At 64.9% G+C, this 19,730-nt stretch carries 16 protein-coding genes; 10 read left to right on the top strand and 6 right to left on the bottom strand.

Annotation, left to right across the window (positions count from 1 at the left end):
• Genes HNP47_RS04770 through lldD form a run of 3 tightly spaced genes read left to right on the top strand, consistent with a single transcriptional unit; the run spans position 1 to position 2,736 of the window.
• Positions 1-807, top strand: coding sequence for an IclR family transcriptional regulator (locus tag HNP47_RS04770; protein WP_184278545.1), 807 nt, complete (start codon positions 1-3; stop codon positions 805-807).
• A gap of 24 nt (positions 808-831) precedes the next feature.
• On the top strand, positions 832-1,593 hold the full coding sequence (locus HNP47_RS04765; RefSeq protein ID WP_184278544.1) for an SDR family NAD(P)-dependent oxidoreductase: 762 nt from the start codon (positions 832-834) through the stop codon (positions 1,591-1,593).
• Between the two features lie 9 nt (positions 1,594-1,602).
• On the top strand, positions 1,603-2,736 hold the full coding sequence (lldD, locus tag HNP47_RS04760) for an FMN-dependent L-lactate dehydrogenase LldD (protein WP_184278543.1): 1,134 nt from the start codon (positions 1,603-1,605) through the stop codon (positions 2,734-2,736).
• A gap of 60 nt (positions 2,737-2,796) precedes the next feature.
• Here lldD and HNP47_RS04755 read toward each other — a convergent pair whose 3' ends face one another.
• From HNP47_RS04755 to kduI, 4 genes are all read right to left on the bottom strand, one after another.
• Entirely contained in the window at positions 2,797-4,440 is a 1,644-nt protein-coding gene (locus HNP47_RS04755) for a pectate lyase (RefSeq protein ID WP_184278542.1), read from the bottom strand.
• Positions 4,441-4,600: 160 nt separating this feature from the next.
• Complete coding sequence (locus HNP47_RS04750; RefSeq protein WP_184278541.1) at positions 4,601-5,644, bottom strand: sugar kinase; 1,044 nt, start codon at positions 5,642-5,644, stop codon at positions 4,601-4,603.
• Positions 5,645-5,665: 21 nt separating this feature from the next.
• Complete coding sequence (kduD, locus tag HNP47_RS04745; RefSeq protein WP_184278540.1) at positions 5,666-6,424, bottom strand: 2-dehydro-3-deoxy-D-gluconate 5-dehydrogenase KduD; 759 nt, start codon at positions 6,422-6,424, stop codon at positions 5,666-5,668.
• Positions 6,425-6,446: 22 nt separating this feature from the next.
• Complete coding sequence (gene kduI, locus HNP47_RS04740) at positions 6,447-7,292, bottom strand: 5-dehydro-4-deoxy-D-glucuronate isomerase (protein WP_184279102.1); 846 nt, start codon at positions 7,290-7,292, stop codon at positions 6,447-6,449.
• A 171-nt stretch (positions 7,293-7,463) separates the two neighbouring features.
• Between kduI and HNP47_RS04735 the strand changes: the two genes are divergently transcribed.
• Positions 7,464-8,126 (top strand): RpiB/LacA/LacB family sugar-phosphate isomerase, encoded by a 663-nt coding sequence (locus tag HNP47_RS04735; protein WP_184278539.1) that lies wholly within the window; start codon positions 7,464-7,466, stop codon positions 8,124-8,126.
• Between the two features lie 40 nt (positions 8,127-8,166).
• On the opposite strand, the gene HNP47_RS04730 is transcribed toward HNP47_RS04735, so the two are convergent.
• Positions 8,167-9,216: a LacI family DNA-binding transcriptional regulator gene (locus HNP47_RS04730; protein WP_184278538.1), complete on the bottom strand. Its 1,050-nt coding sequence runs from the start codon at positions 9,214-9,216 to the stop codon at positions 8,167-8,169.
• 135 nt (positions 9,217-9,351) lie between these two features.
• On the opposite strand from HNP47_RS04730, the gene HNP47_RS04725 reads away from it, so the two are divergent.
• The 3 genes from HNP47_RS04725 to HNP47_RS04715 all read left to right on the top strand — a co-directional run bounded on the left by HNP47_RS04725 (position 9,352) and on the right by HNP47_RS04715 (position 12,646).
• Complete coding sequence (locus tag HNP47_RS04725; protein WP_260394597.1) at positions 9,352-10,188, top strand: 2-keto-4-pentenoate hydratase; 837 nt, start codon at positions 9,352-9,354, stop codon at positions 10,186-10,188.
• An 88-nt stretch (positions 10,189-10,276) separates the two neighbouring features.
• Positions 10,277-11,563 (top strand): MFS transporter, encoded by a 1,287-nt coding sequence (locus HNP47_RS04720; protein WP_184278537.1) that lies wholly within the window; start codon positions 10,277-10,279, stop codon positions 11,561-11,563.
• Between the two features lie 174 nt (positions 11,564-11,737).
• Positions 11,738-12,646, top strand: coding sequence for an alpha/beta hydrolase (locus tag HNP47_RS04715; protein WP_311770022.1), 909 nt, complete (start codon positions 11,738-11,740; stop codon positions 12,644-12,646).
• On the opposite strand, the gene HNP47_RS04710 is transcribed toward HNP47_RS04715, so the two are convergent.
• Positions 12,643-14,205, bottom strand: a complete 1,563-nt coding sequence (locus HNP47_RS04710) for a carboxylesterase/lipase family protein (RefSeq protein WP_184278536.1) — start codon at positions 14,203-14,205, stop codon at positions 12,643-12,645. The genes HNP47_RS04715 and HNP47_RS04710 overlap by 4 nt on opposite strands.
• A gap of 423 nt (positions 14,206-14,628) precedes the next feature.
• Between HNP47_RS04710 and HNP47_RS04705 the strand changes: the two genes are divergently transcribed.
• The 3 genes from HNP47_RS04705 (at position 14,629) to HNP47_RS04695 (ending at position 19,712) form a co-directional block, all read left to right on the top strand.
• The gene (locus tag HNP47_RS04705) at positions 14,629-17,145 is read left to right on the top strand and encodes an exo 1,3/1,4-beta-D-glucan glucohydrolase (protein ID WP_184278535.1); all 2,517 of its coding nucleotides are present in this window, start codon (positions 14,629-14,631) and stop codon (positions 17,143-17,145) included.
• Positions 17,142-18,422 (top strand): sugar MFS transporter, encoded by a 1,281-nt coding sequence (locus tag HNP47_RS04700; RefSeq protein ID WP_184278534.1) that lies wholly within the window; start codon positions 17,142-17,144, stop codon positions 18,420-18,422. Before HNP47_RS04705 ends, HNP47_RS04700 begins: the two co-directional genes overlap by 4 nt.
• A gap of 114 nt (positions 18,423-18,536) precedes the next feature.
• Complete coding sequence (locus HNP47_RS04695; RefSeq protein WP_184278533.1) at positions 18,537-19,712, top strand: MFS transporter; 1,176 nt, start codon at positions 18,537-18,539, stop codon at positions 19,710-19,712.
• Positions 19,713-19,730: the final 18 nt, after the last annotated feature.

Raw genomic sequence — 19,730 nt, 5'->3', positions numbered from 1 at the left:
ATGGGACGAACGCCGTCAATCAAGACCGCACAGGTCGATGGGGATGAAGAGGTCGGCGCCAAGGCGTCCGGCAGCCAGACCCTGCTGCGGGGTCTGGACGTCATCGACGCCCTGATCGACGGCTCCCTGCCGCTGGCCGAACTGTCCGAAAAGCTGGAGCTGACGCGCAGCACGACCCACCGTCTGGCCTCGGCCCTGGTCGAGCGGCGGCTGCTGTCCTTCCGCCCGCGCGAGGGCTATTCCCTCGGTCCGAAACTGCTGGAGCTGGGTCATGCGGCCAGCCAGCAGATGCATTTGCCGCGCGTCGCCCGGCCCTGGTTGGAACAGCTGTCGGCCCAGACCGATGACACCGTGCATCTGGGCGTGCTGGACGGCCGTCATGCGCTCTATCTGGACAAGGTGGCGGGGCGCAGGCGGATCAACATCGGCTCCCGCCTGGGTGAACGTCATCCGATCGCCTCGACTGGCCTGGGCAAGGCACTGATCCTGGACAAGACCGAGGCGGACTGGATCGACTTCTACGCCGAGCCGGGCGCCGCCTTCGACTCGTCGGCTCGCGCGGTCTGGCTTGAGCGGATGCATGGCTACGCCCAGAAGGGCTACGCTTTCGATCTGGAAGAGAACGAGGATCAGATCCGCTGCGTCGCCGCCCCGATCCGGTCGGTGAACGGCCAGATCGTCGCCGCGCTCAGCGTGTCGTCCGCTGCGCAATATATGTCGGATGCCCGGATGACCGAACTGACCAAGACCGTGACCGAGGCCGCCGATGCGATCAGCGCCGACCTGGGCTGGTCGCCCAAACCTTGAAACCGAACCACCGCCGGAGCCCCCATGCTGCTTGAGAACAAGGTCGTCCTGATCACGGGCGCATCGCGGGGTATCGGACGGGCGACGGCGATCGAAGCTGCACGCCAGGGCGCGAATGTCGCGCTCAATACGTTCCGGGACGAGGCCGCCGCCGCCCAGGTGGTCGCCGAGATCGAGGCGCTGGGCCGCCGGGCCATCGCCGTCGACGGCGACGTGGCCCAGCCCGAGAGCGCCGCAGCCTTCGTCGCCGCCGCCGTTCAGGCGCTGGGTCGGGTCGACGTCTTTGTCTCCAACGCCGGCATCTGCCCCTTCCACGCCTTCCTCGACATGCCGGTCGAGACCCTGCGTCGGACGATGGAGGTCAATCTGCACGGCGCCTATTACATGGTGCAGGCGGCGGCCAATCAGATGGTGAAGCAGGGCGATGGCGGCGCCATCGTCGCCATCAGCTCGATCTCCGCCCTGGTCGGCGGCGAGATGCAGACCCATTACACCCCGACCAAGGCGGGGGTGCACAGCCTGATGCAGTCCTGCGCCGTCGCCCTGGGCCGTCATGGCATCCGCTGCAACTCGGTCCTCCCGGGCACCATCGCCACAGACATCAACAAGGACGACCTCGCCGATCCGAAGAAGCGCGAATATATGGAAGGTCGCATCCCGCTGGGGCGTCTGGGCCGACCGGAGGACATCGCCTCGGTCGTCGCCTTCCTGGCCTCGGACATGGCGGGCTATATGTCCGGCGCGGCGCTGCTGGTGGACGGCGGCGCCTTTGCCAACTTCCAGTAAGGCCAGGCCGTGATCATTTCGTCGCCGAGCGATTACCGGGAAGCCGCGCGACGCAAGCTGCCGCCCTTCCTCTTTCAATACATCGACGGCGGCGCCTATGCCGAGCAGACCCTGCGCCGCAACGTCGAGGACTGGCAGGCCATCGCCCTGCGCCAACGCGTGCTGCAGGACATGACCAGCCTCAGCCTTGAGACCGATCTGTTCGACGAAACCCTGCGCCTGCCGATCATCTTGGCCCCCGTCGGCCTGACCGGCATGTATGCGCGCAGAGGCGAGGTCCAGGCGGCCAGGGCGGCGGCCTCGCGCGGCGTGCCGTTCACGATGTCGACCGTGTCTGTCTGCCCGATCGAGGAGGTGGCGCCGGCCATCGACCGGCCCATGTGGTTCCAGCTCTATGTGCTGCGCGATCGCGGCTTCATGAGGAATGCGCTGGAACGGGCCAAGGCGGCGGGGGTGAAGACCTTGGTATTCACCGTCGATATGCCGACGCCGGGCGCTCGCTATCGTGACGCACATTCGGGCATGAGCGGGCCCAATGCCGAAATCCGCCGCATGGTTCAGGCCATGACCCATCCGGCCTGGGCCTGGGACGTCGGTGTGCGCGGCACGCCGCATGATCTTGGCAATGTCTCGGCCTATCTGGGCAAGCCCACGGGCCTGGCCGACTACATCGGTTGGCTGGCGAACAACTTCGATCCGTCGATTTCGTGGAAGGACCTGCAATGGATCCGCGATTTCTGGGACGGGCCGATGATCATCAAGGGCATCCTGGATCCGCAAGACGCCCGCGACGCCGTCAGCTTCGGCGCAGACGGCATCGTGGTGTCGAACCACGGCGGGCGTCAGTTGGACGGAGTGCTGTCGTCGGCTCGCGCCTTGCCCGTCATCGCCGACGCGGTGAAGGGTGACCTGAAGATTCTGGTGGATTCCGGCATTCGCAACGGTCTGGACGTGGTCCGCGCCATCGCCCTGGGCGCCGACGCGGTCTTGTTGGGCCGGGCCTTCATCTACGCCTTGGCGGCGAACGGTCAGGCGGGTGTCGAAAACCTGCTGGACCTGTTCGAAAAGGAAATGCGCGTCGCCATGACCCTGACCGGCGCCAAGTCGGTCGCAGGCATGAGCCGAGAAATGCTAGCGACCTGACGCGGATCAGTGCGTCATCTCCCGCTACGAAAGCCGGGATGACGCACATCTTCGCAAGTCCTAAGCCCCCAATGCCTCAATCAGGTCGCCCATGTTGCGGATGAAGACCGAGGTGGAGACGCCCTCGACCGGGAAGTCGGTATTGTAAGGCGAGGTGTCCCATAGGTCGCCGACGCGGGTCATCTGATATTCGCCGCCTGTCACGGCGGTGGGGGAGGGCCCCTTGTACGGGTTTGATGTCGTGGTCAGCGGCGTGGGCCAATAGCCGCGCGCATTCAGCCCGGCCATGACTTCGGCCGCGCGACCGGCGTGAGGCGCGGTCGGGCGACGAGCGTCGCTGGACATGTCCCACACGTCCACATCCTGAAGCGTGAAGTACTTGGGCAGGTTCAGCGAGCCGGGGCGGGCCTTGAGCGGCGAACCGCGTGTCGCCTCATCAACCGACATGGCCGACAGACGCGCGTATTCGGCGCGCAGGGCCGGGGTATCCACATTGCGGAACGAGCCGTAGTGGACGATCAGATTGGTAGGGTTGTCGTCGGCGTAGTACTGGCCGTTGGCGATGTTGGACCCGCGCCGGTGGATATAGATCGGGGTGTTGGCACCTTCCAGAATGAAGGTCGGGTGGGTACGGCCCGGCGTGTTCAGCGGCGGCTTGGCCGCAACCTGATCCAGCCAGTCCATGGCCTCGGGCAGGCGGGCCAGATATTTGCGGTCGCCCGTCAGGCGATAGAAGCCCATCATCGACTTGATGTTGCTGCCGGTCGTGTGGGTGACGAAGGCTTGCGGCTCGATGGTGCGGGCGCCCGCCGGCTTCAGCGTGTCGGGGAAGTGTTGCAGGCCCCAGGCCGGTTGCGGCTGCGGCTGCTGGGTCTTTACGAAGATGTCCATGCCGCGATTGATGGCGTCCAGAATCCTCGCATCGCCCCGACCGCTCCGCGCCAGGCCATGATAGGCGTAGATCAGGAACTCCAGGTTCTCGCCAGCCACGTCGTCATTGAAGGTGATGTAGGGCGTATAGTCCGCATGCCCATGCAGGCCGCCGTTCTCGACGAACGGATAGCGCTGGGGCCAGCCGCCATTCTCGTACTGGCTTTCCAGCACGAAGCTGATCGCCTTGTTCAGCGGCGCCAGATATTTGCGATCCTTCTTCTCAAGGTAGATCCGCAGCAACAGTTGCGACGCCTCGGCTGTGCCCGCGTCGTCGAACGTCGCGTTGCCGTAGTAGTGGTGGTATTCTTCCAACCGCCAGGCGTTGGCGGCGACCGTGCCGTACCACTGCTTCAGCGACTCCTCGCCGGCGGTGTCGATAACATAGTTCCAGCCGCCCAGCGGGTGCTGACCCTTGACCAAGGCGTCCGCAGCTTTCTTGGCCGCTTCATAGTAAAATTCGTCGCCGGTGGCGTGATAGGCGTCCAGGAACAGATGGCCCACGGTCGCGGTGCCCGGCGGCTGGACCCAGATCATCGTCGGGTTGGCCTCAAGCTCGCCCCAACGGCGCGAGAAGTCGGGAAGATATTGCCAAACGTATCCGCCCTCGACGGCGGCCTCTCCGCTCATGAACCGAGCGGCGCGCTTCATGGTGTCCAGAATGGCGGCCCGTGCTGGCGACGCCTGGGCCAGGACCGGCCCTGAAGCAGCGACGAAGGTGGCGGCGGCGCCGGCGGCCAGAAGGGCGCGGCGGTTCAAGGACGTAACGGACATGGAAACTCCTGGTGTGACCTCTTTCGCACGGTTTCTATCGACCGTTTCGAACCCTCACTGAAGCATGATTGACACCGGTTTCCTAGCCCCGTGGCGCGATTGAAAAAGGGCCGCATGGACTTCTCCATGCGGCCTCCACCCAGTCTCAATGTTCGCAGCCTTAGCGGCGAATATCGAACCCGCCGTCGCCCATGGCGGCACGGACGTCGTCGGCGGCGAACAGGTTGAAGTCGCCGGGCACGGAGTGCTTCAGGCCGGCGGCGGCAAGGCCGAAGTCGAGGGCCTCCTGATCCGCCCATCCGCTCCATAGGCCAAACAGGACGCCTGAGGCGAAGGCGTCGCCGCCGCCGACCCGGTCCACGACACCGGCCATATGGATGGCCTCGGCTTTGGTTTCGATCACATCGTCGCCATTGCGCGTCAGCATGACGGCGGACAGGGCCTGGTCGGCGACGCTATCCTGAACACGCAGGGTGCAGGCGATGCGTTGCAGGCGCGGGAAGGCGGCGAAGGCGGCCTTTGCGGCGTGGCGACGACGCACAGTCGGGTCGGAACTGTCGAACGTCGTCTTCAGCACCATGGCGAAGTCGCGGTCGTCAGCGAAGGCGACCGTGGCGCCGGCCAACATCTTGCCGAGCGTAGCCGGGGGATCGCCATCCCATTGTTCCCACAACTTGCCACGGAAGTTGCCGTCGTAGCTGACCTTCACGCCTTTCCTGACGGCGGCCTCAATGAGGGCGACAGCGGCGGCCGAGCCGTTCGGCCCCGTCGCGGGGGTCACGCCCGAGGCGTGCAGCCATTCCACGCCGTCCAGTAACTGGTCCCAGTCGAAGGCTGTGTCGACATGTTCGACGAAGGCCGATCCGGCGCGGTCATAGAGGACTTCCGAGGGGCGACGCACAGCGCCCGGCGTTAGGAAATACAAACCCATGCGGCCGGGTTTGAAGACGACCTGAGACGTGTCTACCCCGTGCTTGCGCACCTCGTCGCGCACGCCACGGCCTAGCGCATTGTCGGCCAGGACTGTGGCCATGCCGGTCGGCGCACCGAAGCGAGCCAGGGACACGGCGACATTGGCCTCGGCCCCGCCCGGACGCACGGTCAGGGCAGGCGACTGCATCAGCAGTTCGTTGGCGTTGGGCGAAAACCGCAGCAGCATCTCGCCAAAGCAGAGGATGCGGCGGGAAGATGCAGCCTGGGTCATGATCGCAACGCTAGCCCTGGATCAACGCGCCTGCCAACCGCCGTCGACCGGCAGTATGGCCCCTTGGACGTAGTCGGAGGCTCGGCTGGCCAGGAAGACGGCCGCGCCGCCCAGGTCCGACGGCTCACCCCAGCGACCAGCCGGAATGCGGCCCAAAATTTCAGCCGAACGGACCGGGTCCTCGCGCAGGGCCTGGGTATTGGCGGTGGCGAAATAGCCGGGGGCGATGGCGTTGGCGGTGATGCGGTGCGGCGCCCATTCGTTGGCCATCAGCTTGGTCAATCCGGCGACGCCCGACTTGGACGCGGTGTAGGAGGGTACGCGGATGCCGCCCTGGAAGGACAGCATGGAGGCGATGTTGATGATCTTGCCGCCGTCCCCCTGCTTGATGAACAGACGGGCGACCGCCTGGCTCATGAAGAAGACCGTCTTCAGGTTGATGTTCATCACCAGGTCCCAGTCGGCCTCGGTGAAGTCCACGGCGTCGGCGCGGCGGATCAGGCCGGCGTTGTTCACCAGGATGTCAATCCGACCCATGGCTGCCAGAGCTTCCTGAACAACGCGTTCGACCGGCTCGATCGACGTCAGGTCGGCGCTGATGGCGTGGGCGCGACGGCCCATCGCCTGCACCTTGGCGACCGTGTCGTCGGAGTCTGACAAGGCGACCGAGACGATGTCGGCGCCAGCTTCGGCCAGAGCCAGGGCGATGCCTTGACCCAGGCCCACGTTGCCGCCGGTGACCAGGGCGACCTTGCCGGTCAGGTCGAACGAATTGCTCATATTTTTCTTCCTCTTGTCCTGATTACTTCAACTGGCAGATGTCGAGCTTGTACATGTCGGTGTAGTCGAGGTTCTCGCCGCCCATGCCCCAGATGAAGGTGTAGTTCGAAGTGCCTGCGCCGGTATGGATCGACCAGGGCGGGCAGATCACCGCCTCGCCGTCGGCGATGACGATGTGGCGTGACTTGTCTGGTTCGCCCATGAAGTGGAAGACGCGGTCATCTTCGCCCAGGCCGAAATAGAGGTAGGCTTCCGAACGGCGGTCGTGAATGTGCGGCGGCATGGTGTTCCACACCGAGCCCGACTTGAGCACCGTCACGCCCAGCAGCAACTGGCAGGACCTCACTTTGGCGGGAACGATGTACTGATAGATGGTCCGTTCGTTGGAGGTCTCCAGCGACCCCATTTTCAGCGGCACAGCCTCATCGATCGAAATCTTGGTCAAGTCGTAGCGGGCGTGGGCCGGCGTGGCGACCAGATAGAATTTTGCGGCCTCGGCGGGGTTATTCGAGGCGAAGCTGACATCGCTCGATCCCATCGGCACATACAGGCCGTCACGGAAGCGTAGTTCGATAGTCTTGCCATCCACCGTGATCGAACCGGAGCCGCCGATATTGACTACGCCCAGTTCTCGGGCCTGCAGAAACGGCGCGCCAGCCAAGGAGGGCGGCTCCGACTGGGTGGGCAGGCTCAGGGCGGTCTCAGCCGGGGTCGCGCCGCCGATGATCATGCGCTCGTGGTGCGAATAGTTCAGGCTGACCTTACCCGGAACGAACAGGTTCTCGATCAGATAGCGATCCCGCAGCTGCTGGTTCGAGGCGCCGTCCATCATGTCGGGATGGGTGGCCTGATAGACCTTGTCATACATGGGGTCGTACATCCCGGTCTCCCTGGAGCTCGCAGCACGAGCCACCGAAACGGTTCTTTCGCCCGTCCTTCTGTGGACTAGGTAACCGGTGTCATATAATGATGCAATCGATTAGACCAACGCCGCCCACATATGTCGGCATCGCTTCGCCACCGTCTTGAGGATTTCCCCATGAAGATCGCTCTCATCATCGAAAACAGCCAGGCCGCCAAAAGTGAAACGGTGCATGCGGCGCTTACGGCCGTCGCCGATTCACTGGGCCATGAAGTCTTCCACTATGGAATGTATACGGCCGAGGACAAGGCCTCGCTGACCTACGTCATGAACGGCGTGCTGACCGGCATCCTGTTGAACTCCGGCGCGGCCGATTTCGTCGTCACCGGCTGCGGAACCGGCATGGGCTCCATGCTGGCGTGCAACAGCATGCCCGGCGTCTTCTGCGGTCTGGTGATCGACCCGACCGACGCCTTCCTGTTCGGCCAGATCAACGACGGCAACGCCATCTCGATGCCTTATGCCAAGGGCTTCGGCTGGGCTGCGGAGCTGAATTTGCAGGACGTCTATCGCAAGCTGTTCGAAGGCGAGCGCGGCCTGGGCTACCCCAAAGTGCGCGCCGAAATCATGCGCAAGAATCGCGGCGTGCTCAGCGACCTGAAGGCCGTGACCTGCCACGACATGCTGACCGTTCTGAAGACGATGGATCAGGACCTGCTGAAGGCCGCCATCGCCGGAGAGAAGTTCCAGGACTACTTCTTCGCCAATGCTACGGACGAAGGCATTCGCGACTATCTGAAGAGCGTTCTCGCCGCCAAGCCTGCGCTCGAAACGGCCTGAGGCGAAGAGGTCGGCGCGCGATCACGCGCGCCGACCCAACTCAGGCTGCCGGGATCGCCGACTTGCGCACCACCAGAGCCGGTCGAACTTCGGGCTGCTGCATCTTGGCCGGATCGACGCCCCGCATCGGCGCCAGAAGCTTTTCGGCCGCCATCCGTCCCATGTCGCGGATCGGCAGGCGCACCGACGTCAGGTTGGGCCAAACCCGCGCCGCCATCGGCAAGTCATCGAAGCCGACGACGGACAGGTCGCGCGGCAGTTCCAGACCGCGATCTCGCGCCGCCTGCATCACCCCGATGGCCATGTCGTCGTTAAGGGTGAAAATCGCGGTCGGCGGTGTTTCCAGCGCCAACAGGGCGTGGCCCGCCTCCACGCCTGATTCGAACGTATAGGCGCCTTTGAAATCATAGGTCGGGTCCAGCGGGATGCCGCGCTCGGCCAGAGCGTCAAGGAACCCCTTGCCCCGCACGGCCGACGACCGGAACAGGTCCGGCCCGCGCACCAGACCGATTCGCTCGTGTCCCAGTTCGGCCAAATGCGCCGCAGCCTCAGCCGCGCCGATCCAGTCATTGGTGACCACCATCGCCTGAGGTTCATCCAACGCCACCGAGGCGATGCGGACATAGGGGCAGTCGAGATCGCGCAGCAGGTCGATGACCTGTTCGTCCTCGGACACCGAAGGCGGCATGATGACGCCGTACAGACGTTGGCGCTCAACGAAGCCCCTGATGTCTTCCAGCAGGGTAGGGGAGTTGCGATTGCAAGGGTGAACAACCAGTTCCAGGCCGGATCCCTTCAACGCATCCAGCACGCCTTGCTGCATGTTCACGACATAGGTCGGGCTGGGGTTGTCGTAGATCAGACCGACCAGGAACGAGCGTCGAAACGCCAGGGCGCGTGCCTGTGGATCAGGCGTGAACCCCAGAGCCTTGATGACGGCGTTGACCTTTTCGCGCGTGTCTTCCTTGACGAACGGCGACTGATTGATGACACGTGAGACGGTCTTCTTGGAGACCCGCGCCTCACGGGCGACATCGTTGATGGTTGCCCGCTTGCCCGGCTTGCCGGATCGCGGATCGTCTTGAGCCAAGGTTCGGCTCCTTCCCTAAGTGCAGCTTGAAGGCATAGCCGCGACTCGCGGCCGACGCCATGGGGCTCGGTGAAAGCGCATTGACACCGGTTTCCTTCGTCGCTCTTATCGGGGCCTATTCACGAGGCGACACCTTTGACTTCGACCCCCTCTCTTGCGAGCCAGGACGACGCGCTGTCGGCCGACCCGGCTGCGATCGCACAGCAGTTCGTCGCCGCGCGTCTGGCGGCGCGCAACACGCCCGACTATCCGGGCGTGATCCCTCAAAGCATGGCCGAATCCTACGCCATCCAGGACGCCGCCATCGGTCTGTTTCCCGATGAGGTCGTGGGCTGGAAGGTGGGCGGTGTCCCGCCCGAGCAGCAACCGAAGCTGGGGATCCATCGTCTGGCCGGCGCCATTTTCGCGCGCAATGTCTGGCCGGCGCCCGGCGATACGGTCGTGCCTTTGCCCGAAATCGAGGGTGGGTTCGCGGCGGTGGAGGCTGAGTTCATTGCTCGGATCGGCGCCGACGCCGATCCCGCCAAGACCGACTGGACCATCGAAGACGCCATGGGCGTCGTGGACAAGGTCTTCATCGGCGTCGAGCTAGCCGGCAGTCCGCTTTCGACGATCAACGACCTGGGATCAGCCGTGGTCGCCTCCGATTTCGGCAACAATGGCGGACTGATGATCGGTCCCGAGGTCGAGAACTGGCGCGAGCGTCTGGACCGCATCGAGGTCGAGACAGTGATCAATGGCGCCAGCGTCGGCACGGGCGGGTCGCAATCCCTGGCCGGCGGCGCGATAGAATCCGTGCGGTTTCTGCTGGAACATTGCGCGCGCTGGGGACGTCCGCTGACGGCAGGCACGCTGGTTTCGACCGGCGCTGTCACCGGCGTCCACCGTGTCCACGCGGGCGACGAGGCCGTGTGCATCTTCAAGGGTATCGCAGAACTTCACTGTTCGGTCGTCAGGGCCGAAGCCCAGTAACATCATCGGACGCCTACCCCGCCGCCGTTCAGGGACGGAAAAGAGCAGGGACGTGTCGAGGAATATTCAGGAACGGGTTTTCATAACCATGTCAGACGCCTCCGTCGCGCCGCCGATCCAGATCAAGGCGCCATCTCCCGGCAAGTATCGCTGGATCATCATGTGGTTGCTGTTCGCAGCCATGGTCATCAACTACGTCGATCGTCAGATGATCGGCTTCCTCAAGCCGACCCTGTCGGCCGAGTTCGGTTGGTCCGAGACGGACTATGCCGACATCGTCTTCTGGTTCCAGGCGTCCTATGCCGTGGCTTACCTGTTGTGGGGCCGGATCATGGACAAGATCGGCGCGCGCTGGGGGCTGGGGATCGCGTTCGGTATCTGGCAGATCGGTCATATCATGCACGGTGCGGCGCGTGATTTATCGCACTTCATGATGGCGCGGATGGTGCTGGGCGTCGGCGAAGCTGGCGGCTTCCCTGGCGGGATCAAGGCGGTGGCGGAGTGGTTCCCGAAAAAGGAACGCGCCTTCGCTACCGGCCTGTTCAACGCCGGCACCAATATCGGCGCCATCGTCACCCCCCTGATCGTTCCGGGCCTCGTGCTGGCGTTCGGCTGGCAGATGGCCTTTGTCATCACCGGGGCCTTGGGCCTGATCTGGCTGCCGATCTGGCTGCTGGTGTATCGCCGCCCGCGCGAGCAGAAGAAGCTGTCCGCGACGGAGCTGGCCTATATCGAACAGGATCCGGCCGACGTTGTCGAAAAGGTCAAATGGACCAAACTGCTGACGGTCAAGGAAACCTGGGCCTACGCTCTGGGCAAGTTCCTGATCGATCCGATCTGGTGGATGTTCCTGTTCTGGCTGCCGGACTTCCTCGGCAAAACCTATGGGCTGGACCTGAAGACCTTCGGCCCGCCGCTTGTCGCCATCTATCTGCTGTCCGACATCGGGTCGGTTGGCGGGGGCTGGCTGTCGTCGCGCTTCATGCACAGGGGCATGAGCATCAATAAGGCCCGCAAGATCACCATGTTGATCTGCGCCCTGTGCGCCGTGCCGGTGGCCTTCGCGGCCGAGGCCTCAAACCTGTGGCTTGCGGTCGGCATCATCGGTCTGGCGACGGCCGCGCACCAAGGCTTCTCGGCCAACCTGTATGCGCTTCCGGGCGATGTCTTTCCCCGTTCGGCGGTGGGGTCGGTCGTCGGCATCGGCGGAATGCTGGGCGCCATCGGCGGCATGGCCATGGCCAAATACGCCGGCTACGTCCTGGAGAAGATCGGCACCTATACGCCCATCTTCATCGTGGCGGCCTCGGCCTATCTGATCGCGCTTTTGGTTATTCACTTGATCACGCCGAAATACGAACTGGCCAAGGTCTGACGAAAGGCTGCGTGGCTCAGCGCCGCGACGTCATCAAGGATTGCGGCCGGGCGAGCGATCGTCCGGCCGTCGTCTTTTCAGGAAGTGAGAGCCGTGATGGATGTTGAGCGCAGGACGGTTTTAGGTCTGGCGATGGGGGCCGTGGTTGGCGCATCCGGGGCGCGGGCGCAGACAGTGGCCGACGGCGGCCGCGTCGCCCCGCCAGACCCAACCGAGATCATCCGCCTATGGTCCGACGGCGCGCCGGGCGGGCAGGATGTGACCGTCACGCCGGTCGTGCCAGAGCGCTCGACCGATCCCGCCTTTCACGACCGTTACGCCCAATATACGACCGACCCGATCCTGACCGTGTTTCGCCCCGAGCGGCCGAACGGTTCGGCGATGCTCCTTATCCCTGGCGGCGGCTATCGCTGGGCGGTGCTGGACAAGGAAGGCTATGACGTCGCGCGCGTCTTCGCGGCCAGCGGCACGACCTGCTTCGTCCTGCGCTATCGCCTGCCGGCTGACGGCTGGGCGGCCGAGGCCGATGCGCCCCTTCAGGACGCTCAGCGTGCGATCCGGCTGATCCGCAGCCGCGCCGCCGACTATGCTGTGGATCCGCAAAAGATCGCCGTGCTGGGCGCCTCGGCGGGAGGGCATCTGGCGGGGCTGGCCAGCGCCCGGAAGGACGCGACCTATGAACCGATCGACGCGGCCGACAGCGCATCCTTGCGACCAGATTTGACCGTTTTGATGTATCCGGTCGCGACCATGGCGGACCCATACGTGCACGCCGGATCGCGGACGCATCTGCTGGGCGATACGCCGTCGGCCGAGCGGATCGCGGCCTATTCTCTGGAGCAGATGGAGTGGCGGAATGCGGCGCCCGTCTTCCTACTTCATGCCGTGGACGACGCGTCCGTGCCGGTCGAGAACAGTCTGCAACTGCTGACCACGCTCAAAGCCGCCGCCGTCCCGACCGAGGCGCATCTGTTCCAGGAAGGCGGCCACGGTTTCGGCGTCCGCCTGATCGAGGGCAAGCCCGCCCAGGTCTGGCCCGATCTGGTTCGCGCCTGGGCCGCCCGGCTGGATTTTCCGCTCTAGGTTCCCGGCTGGATATAGGGAATGGCCGAGAAGAAGGCCCGCTCGTCGCCGCGCGGATCGTCGACCATACGCGGCTGGATATCCATCAACATCGTCTGGCGGCGAGGCAGCTCATAGCGGTCCCAGCGCGGCAGTCCGGCATGGTTCGGATCGCCATCGCGGGCCAGGGCGATGAAGGCGTCGCTCATCCGGTCCGACATGATTTGCGCGCCTGGCCCACGCGTCCGTGAGCCCGTCGCCTCGACATTGTCGAACACCAAAGGGATGTCGGCGGTATGGAAGGCGCCCCGGCGACCCGAGGCCAACTCTCCAGGGAAGTCGAGTTGATAGACCCAGGCGGGTGCGCCGGCCCTGGCCCGCTCCTCAGCCTCGATCACCGCGCCGCGCCAGGACCGCCCCGCCGTCGTCGCGGCGATCAGCACCTGGTCGGGCGACCATTCGGGATGCATGGCGCGATAGCCGGCGATCACGGCTTCGGGCGTGATGTCGATGCGCATGACGCCGGGCGATAGCCGCGCCGCCAGGGTCTCCCACGTCAGGCCGACATTCTTGGGATCGTTGCCCATGAAGCCCAAGGTCTCTTCCCGCGTATTGCCGATGATCATGGGGATCGATCGGCCCAACGGCGCCGCGTCGGGATAGAAGGGGTGGCGGGGCAAGGTCCGGAAATCCAGCACCGGCCCGAAATACAGACCGCCGAAGCCTAGGATCGGATCCTCGGCGCTTTGCGCTTCGAGCAGCCGCTCGGCCGGCATCGTCGCCGCCTCGGCCGCCCGATCCGGCGTCAGGCCCAAGGCCTTCAGCCAAGTCGTGGCTCGCGTCGTGGCGTTGATCGGCCCGGACGCCGTCACCTGCTGACCGCTCATGGTCGCGGCGCGATGGAATAGACCTCGCGCCGCCGGCGTCGCCATCAGGGTGGCGATCTTGGCGCCCCCGCCGGACTGACCGAACAGCATCACCCTCGACGGATCGCCGCCGAATGTCGCGATATTGTCCCGTATCCACTGCAGCGCCAGAATCAGATCCAGCTGGCCGACATTGCCCGAATCCTCAAAACCCGCAGCCAGTCGCGCCAGATAGGCATAGCCGAAGACGTTCAGCCGGTGATTCAGCGTCACCACCACGACATCGCCGCGCGCCGCCAGACGCGTGCCGTCATACAGCGGGTCCGATCCCGATCCGCTCGAATAGGCGCCGCCGTGTATATAGACCATCACCGGTCGCCGACCCGCGTCGGTCCCCGGCGTCCAGACGTTCAGGAACAGGCAGTCTTCGCTTTGATTCGGCTCATCGCCGCGCTGCGGACTGGCCGCGCCGTAACTTGTTGCACGAACCGGGTCGCGCCAAGGCGTCGGCTTCTCTGGCGGCTGGAACCGTCGCGTCGGCGCTCCATATCGCACTCCTTTGAAGACGCTGATCCCATCCTGTCGCAGACCGATGATCGGCCCGGCCGTTGTCATCACGCGATCCGGCGCCGGCGCCGCAAGTACGCCAGAGGGCGCCGAAAGCAGACCTGCGGTCGCCAAGCTGCTCAGCAGCGCCTTACGTCGCGTGATCATCAATCCTCGCCTGTCCTATATCCGGCCAACGCGATCGTGACACCGGTATCATCATGATTCAATGTGGAATGTCGGGGAGGTCGAAATGCAGGCTCAAAGGGCCGACGACAAGGGTTAAACGCGATTCGAAAATGTCGGTCTCAGTGGCGAGTTCAGCAGCTTGCCTATCGGATCGGGCATCGACGGCGCGTCAGCGGAATTGACGCCTAGCCTTCCGTTGGAGATGCCCCCATCAGCTGCGTACCGAACGCTAAGCTTGGCGGCCTGTTCAAGAGTAGCGACAGTCGGAGAAGGTCAGCAGCCTCGATTGTGAGCGTTCACAATTTCGGTGACAACCCTGATCTGTTGCGCCACTATTTCATCAACCGATACAAAAGGTCGCCGACAGAGCGACTGGCCGGGTGACATAGGGCGAGGAAAATCATGCGGTACGCACTTTCGACGGCGGCGCTTCTGGCCGCCTTGCCGATGCTGGCTCTGACGCCCGTCGGGGCGATGGCCCAAGATTTGGCGGTCCGGCCAGAAGCGACGGCTCACCCCAACATCTGGCCCCGCGCAGCGTCTCCTGCTGCGATGTCGGACGCGGAGACCGAGGCCTTCGTCACCGAGCTAATGAGCCGGATGACGGTGGAGGAGAAGGTCGGGCAGACCATCCAGGCGGACATTGGATCGATCACCCCAGCCGATCTGGCGACCTATCCTTTGGGGTCCATTCTGGCGGGCGGCAGCTCCGGGCCTGGCGGGAACGACAAGGCGCCGGCCCAGGCCTGGGTCGATCTGGCGCGGGAGTTCCGGGCGGCGGCGGCGGCCAGGCCGGGCGCGCGCATTCCGCTGATCTACGGCATCGACGCGGTCCACGGGCACAACAATGTGCCGGGCGCGACGATCTTTCCCCACAATATCGGTCTGGGCGCCGCGCGCGATCCCGACCTGATCCGCCGCATCGGCGAGGCGACGGCGTTGGAGGTGGCGGTGACCGGGGCGGACTGGACCTTCGGACCGACCCTGGCGGTGCCGCGCGACGATCGCTGGGGTCGCAGCTATGAAGGCTATTCCGAGGATCCGGAGGTGCAGCGCGCCTATGCGGGCCCCATGACCCTAGGGCTGCAAGGCGAACTGTCGGCAAACAGGCCGCTGACGCCCGGCCGGATCGCGGGATCGGCGAAGCACTTCCTCGCCGACGGCGGCACCTTCGAGGGCGAGGACCAGGGCGACTTTCGAGACTCGGAGCAGGAACTGATCGATACCCATCTCGGTGGCTATCCGGCGGCGATCGACGCAGGCGTGTTGTCGGTGATGGCCAGCTTCTCCGGTTGGAACGGGGTCAAGCATACGGGCAACCACAGCCTGTTGACCGAGGTGTTACGTGGGTCATTGGGTTTCGACGGCTTCGTGGTGTCGGACTGGAATGCGCACGGCCAACTGCCCGGTTGCACCAACGACAGTTGCGCCTTGGCGATCAATGCGGGCATCGACATGCTGATGGCGCCCGACACCTGGAAGCCACTGTATGAAAGCACCTTGGCCCATGTGCGGGACGGGACGATTTCGAAGACGCGGCTGGATGAGGCGGTGCGGCGCATCCTGCGGGCCAAGGTCAAGGCGGGAGTGTTCCGCAAGGAACGGCCTGTCGAGGGTGACCTGGCGCAACTGGCGTCGCCGGCGCACCGAGCCCTAGCGCGGGAGGCCGTGCGCAAGTCGCTTGTGTTGCTGAAGAACGAACGGAGCGTGCTGCCGATCCGGGGCGGAGCGCGGGTGCTGGTGGCGGGGACCGCGGCCGACGACATCGGTCAGGCCGCAGGCGGCTGGACCCTGGCTTGGCAGGGGACGGGCAACACCAACGCCGATTTCCCGCAGGGGCAGTCGATCTGGGCCGGGATTGAGGAGGCGGTCGAGGCGGCGGGCGGGTCCGCGACGCTGAGCGCCGACGGCGCCTTCACCGACAAGCCGGACGTGGCTATCGTGGTCTTCGGGGAGATGCCCTACGCCGAGTTCCAGGGCGATGTGGACACGCTCGACTTCCTGCCGACCGAGCCGCTGGAGACCTTGCTGCGGCTGAAGGCGGCGGGGGTGCCCACGGTGTCGGTCTTCCTCTCGGGGCGACCGATGTGGACCAATCCGGAGATCAATGCATCCGACGCCTTTGTGGCCGCCTGGCTGCCGGGAACCGAGGGCGGCGGGGTCGCCGATGTGCTGATCGGCAATGCCGAAGGACAGCCGCGCAACGACTTCCACGGGACACTGACGTTCAGTTGGCCGAAGGATGCGACGGGGACGCCGCTGAACCACGGACAACCGGGCTACGATCCGCAGTTCGCCTATGGCTACGGCCTCACGTATGCCCGGCCGGGCGAGGTCGGCGCCCTGTCGGAAGATAGCGGGGTTGACGGTTCGACCTCCAGCGTCGACCACTATTTCGTCGCCGGCCGCTATGTCGCGCCGTGGGGCCTGATGTTGCGGGATGCGGGCGGGCAGAACAAGCCGGGCACGGTCAAGGTGGCGACCAGTCCGCGCGACGGGGTGCGGGTCCGGCCCATCGACGACCTGGCGCAAGAGAGCGGCCAGCAGTTCACCTTCACCGGAGCCGGTCCGGCCGACGCCTATATCGAGGGCGTGCCGATCGACCTGTCGCGACAGACGAACGGCGAGCTGGCGATCAGCTTCCGCTATCGCGTCGAGGCGGCGCCCCAGGGGGATGTCGGCCTGATGTTCGGCCGGGGTCGCACCGATGTGACCGACCTGTTCAAGGCCGCGCCTCTGAATCAATGGCGGACGATGAAGGTGCGGCTGTCGTGCCTGGTCGGGGAGGGGGTGAACCTGACGGGGATCGACGTGCCGTTCGGCCTGTCGACAGGCTCGGCCTTCACCGTCTCGGTGTCCGAAATCCAGCTGGCGCCCAACAATAACGACACCGTCTGTCCTAAGGAGGCCGGCCAATGATCGCCACCACCAGCCCCACGTCCGATCTGGGCGAAGAGACGTCCGGCTCTGGCCCGAAGGGCGACGTCGGCTACCTGCAGTGGTTCGTCTTCGGCCTATTCTTCATCTTCGGCGGCATCACCAGCCTGAACGACGTCCTGGTGCCCAAGCTGAAGGAGCTATTCGCGCTTAATTATTTCCAGGCCATGCTGATCCAGACGGCCTTCTTTGCCGCCTATTTCATGGTGTCCCTGCCGGCCGCCGCCTTGGTGCAGAAGGTCGGATACATGCGCGGCGCCGTGGTCGGTCTGCTGATCATGATGGCGGGGTGTCTGTTGTTCGTTCCGGCGGCGGGGGCGGGGTTGTTCGTCGCCTTCTTAGGGGCGCTGTTCGTGTTGGCGTCAGGCGTGACCCTGGTTCAGGTGGTGGCCAACCCCCTGATCTCCATGCTGGGCGCTGCCAAGACGGCGTCGAGCCGCCTGACTTTTGCCCAGGCGTTCAACTCGCTGGGCACGACCGTCTTCCCCTATGTGGGAGCGACGATAATCCTGGGGTCGCTGGCGACGGTCAGCGCGGCGGATCTGTCGGGCGAGGCGCTGATCACCTATCGTGCAGCGGAATCGGCGGTCATTACCCACGCATATATCGGCATTGCGGCGGCGCTGGCCGTCGTCGCTCTGGTCGTCTGGTTCAACCGCAACCGGCTGATCGAGGAGAAGGCGCCGAGCATCGGTTTCCTGCGGGCCTTCAATCTGTTGAAGGACCCCCGCTTCGCTTTCGGAGCCTTGGGCATTTTTGTCTATGTCGGGGCTGAAGTGGCGGTCGCCAGCCTGTTGACCAACTATCTGATGCAGTCCGATACGCTCAGCCTGTCGGCCCAGCATGCGGGCGAGCGGCTGGCCTTCTACTGGGGCGGAGCTCTGGTCGGACGGTTCATCGGCGCCTTCGTCATGCGGTTCATCGCGCCGTGGAAGGTTTTGGCGTTCGTCGCCATGGGGGCCATCGCCCTGATCGGCCTGTCGGTCTCCACCACTGGAACGATCTCGGGCCTGGCTCTGATCGCCGTGGGTTTGTTGAACGCCATCATGTTCCCGACCATCTTCACCTTGGCCTCTGTCAATCTGGGCAAGCGGGCGGCGGAAGGCAGCGGCATCATCTGCATGGCCATCGTCGGCGGGGCGATCATCCCGCCGCTGACCGGCTATGTTGCCGACATGTCCACGCTTCGGATGGCGCTGATCGTGCCGGCGGTCTGCTATGCGGTGATCGCTGCCTACGCTGCCTACTGCCGCCGATAGGGAACGTCTCGACATTCGCCGCGTGCGCCTGACAGTATAGCGCATGCGCGGAGTCAAACCCTGATCCTGTCCGATGCGACGTCGCCGGTCCGGCCGCGTGGGCTGGGGTTTCTTGTGCTCTACGCCCTAGCCTGGGGCGGCGGGGTCATCGCCTACGTGCCGCTGCTTACCCTCATTTTGCCGATCAAGGTCGAGGCCATTGCGCCGGACGACAAGGTCGCTCTGCTGAGCCTCGCCACCCTGATCGGGGCGGTGGTGGCCAGCGTGATCAACATCGTGGTCGGCGTCGTCAGTGACCGAACTGTCTTGCAAGAGAGGGGGCGCAGGCCCTGGGTGGCGCTGGGGCTCGTGCTGACGCTGGCCTCCTATGTCCTGATCGATGTGGTGACGACGCGAGCTGGACTGATCGTCGGCATCGTCCTGTTCCAAGGGGCGCTTAATCTGATGCTGGCGCCGCTCAGCGCCACGGCGGCCGACGAGATCCCGGATCAGCAGAAGGGTCTGGCGGGTGGGCTGATGGGGGCGGTCTATACCTTCGGCGCCCTGTCCGGGATGGTCGTCACGGCCTCGGCGGGATGGAGCGAGGGGACGCAACTGGCCATTGTCGGAGGTCTGGTCACGGCCTGTATGCTGCCCTTCCTTCTGATAAGCCGACGGCGTGGGCCTATCGTGCCGGCGTCGGTTCCTGTGGTTCAGGCGGGGGCGGGGAGGAAGCGCAATCTGGCGCGGGTTTGGACCGCGAGACTGCTGGTCCAGATCGCGGGCAGCATCCTGTTCGCCTACCTCCTCTTCTATTTCGAGACGGTCGAGCGGTCGGGGGCAGCCGTCTCGCCGACCAAGATCGCGCGTGAGGTGGCCTGGCTGGCGGGGTCGGTGACCATCTTGCTAGTGCCCCTGTCGATCGCCATGGGGCGGCTGTCCGATGCGGTGCGGTTGAGGAAGCCTTTCCTGTTGATCACGGCGGTGATGATGACGGCGGGGCTCGGGCTGATGGCTTTGCTGCCGCAGTGGGTTCCGGCGGCGACAGGCTATGTGCTGTTCGCCACGGGGGTGGGTCTCTTCCTCGCTCTGCAGGGCGCCTATGCGATGCAGCTTCTAATCACGCCCGAACATCGGGGGCGGGACATGGGGGTGCTCAATCTGACGAACACTATCCCGGCCCTGATCGCGCCGTCCCTGGCCTTCGCTCTGGCGGGGGAGGGGGATTTCCAGATGCTGCTGCTGGTCCTGACGGGGTTGGCTGCGGTCGCTTTGGTCCTGCTGTTTCAGATCCGCGAACAGTCCGTTTAGCCAACCACATCCCACAAC

The sequence above is a fragment of the Brevundimonas vesicularis genome, assembly GCF_014204545.1.
GTDB lineage: Bacteria > Pseudomonadota > Alphaproteobacteria > Caulobacterales > Caulobacteraceae > Brevundimonas > Brevundimonas vesicularis_B.
The sequence above is the reverse complement of the archived record's forward strand: the minus strand, read 5'-3'. Positions and strand labels throughout refer to the sequence as shown.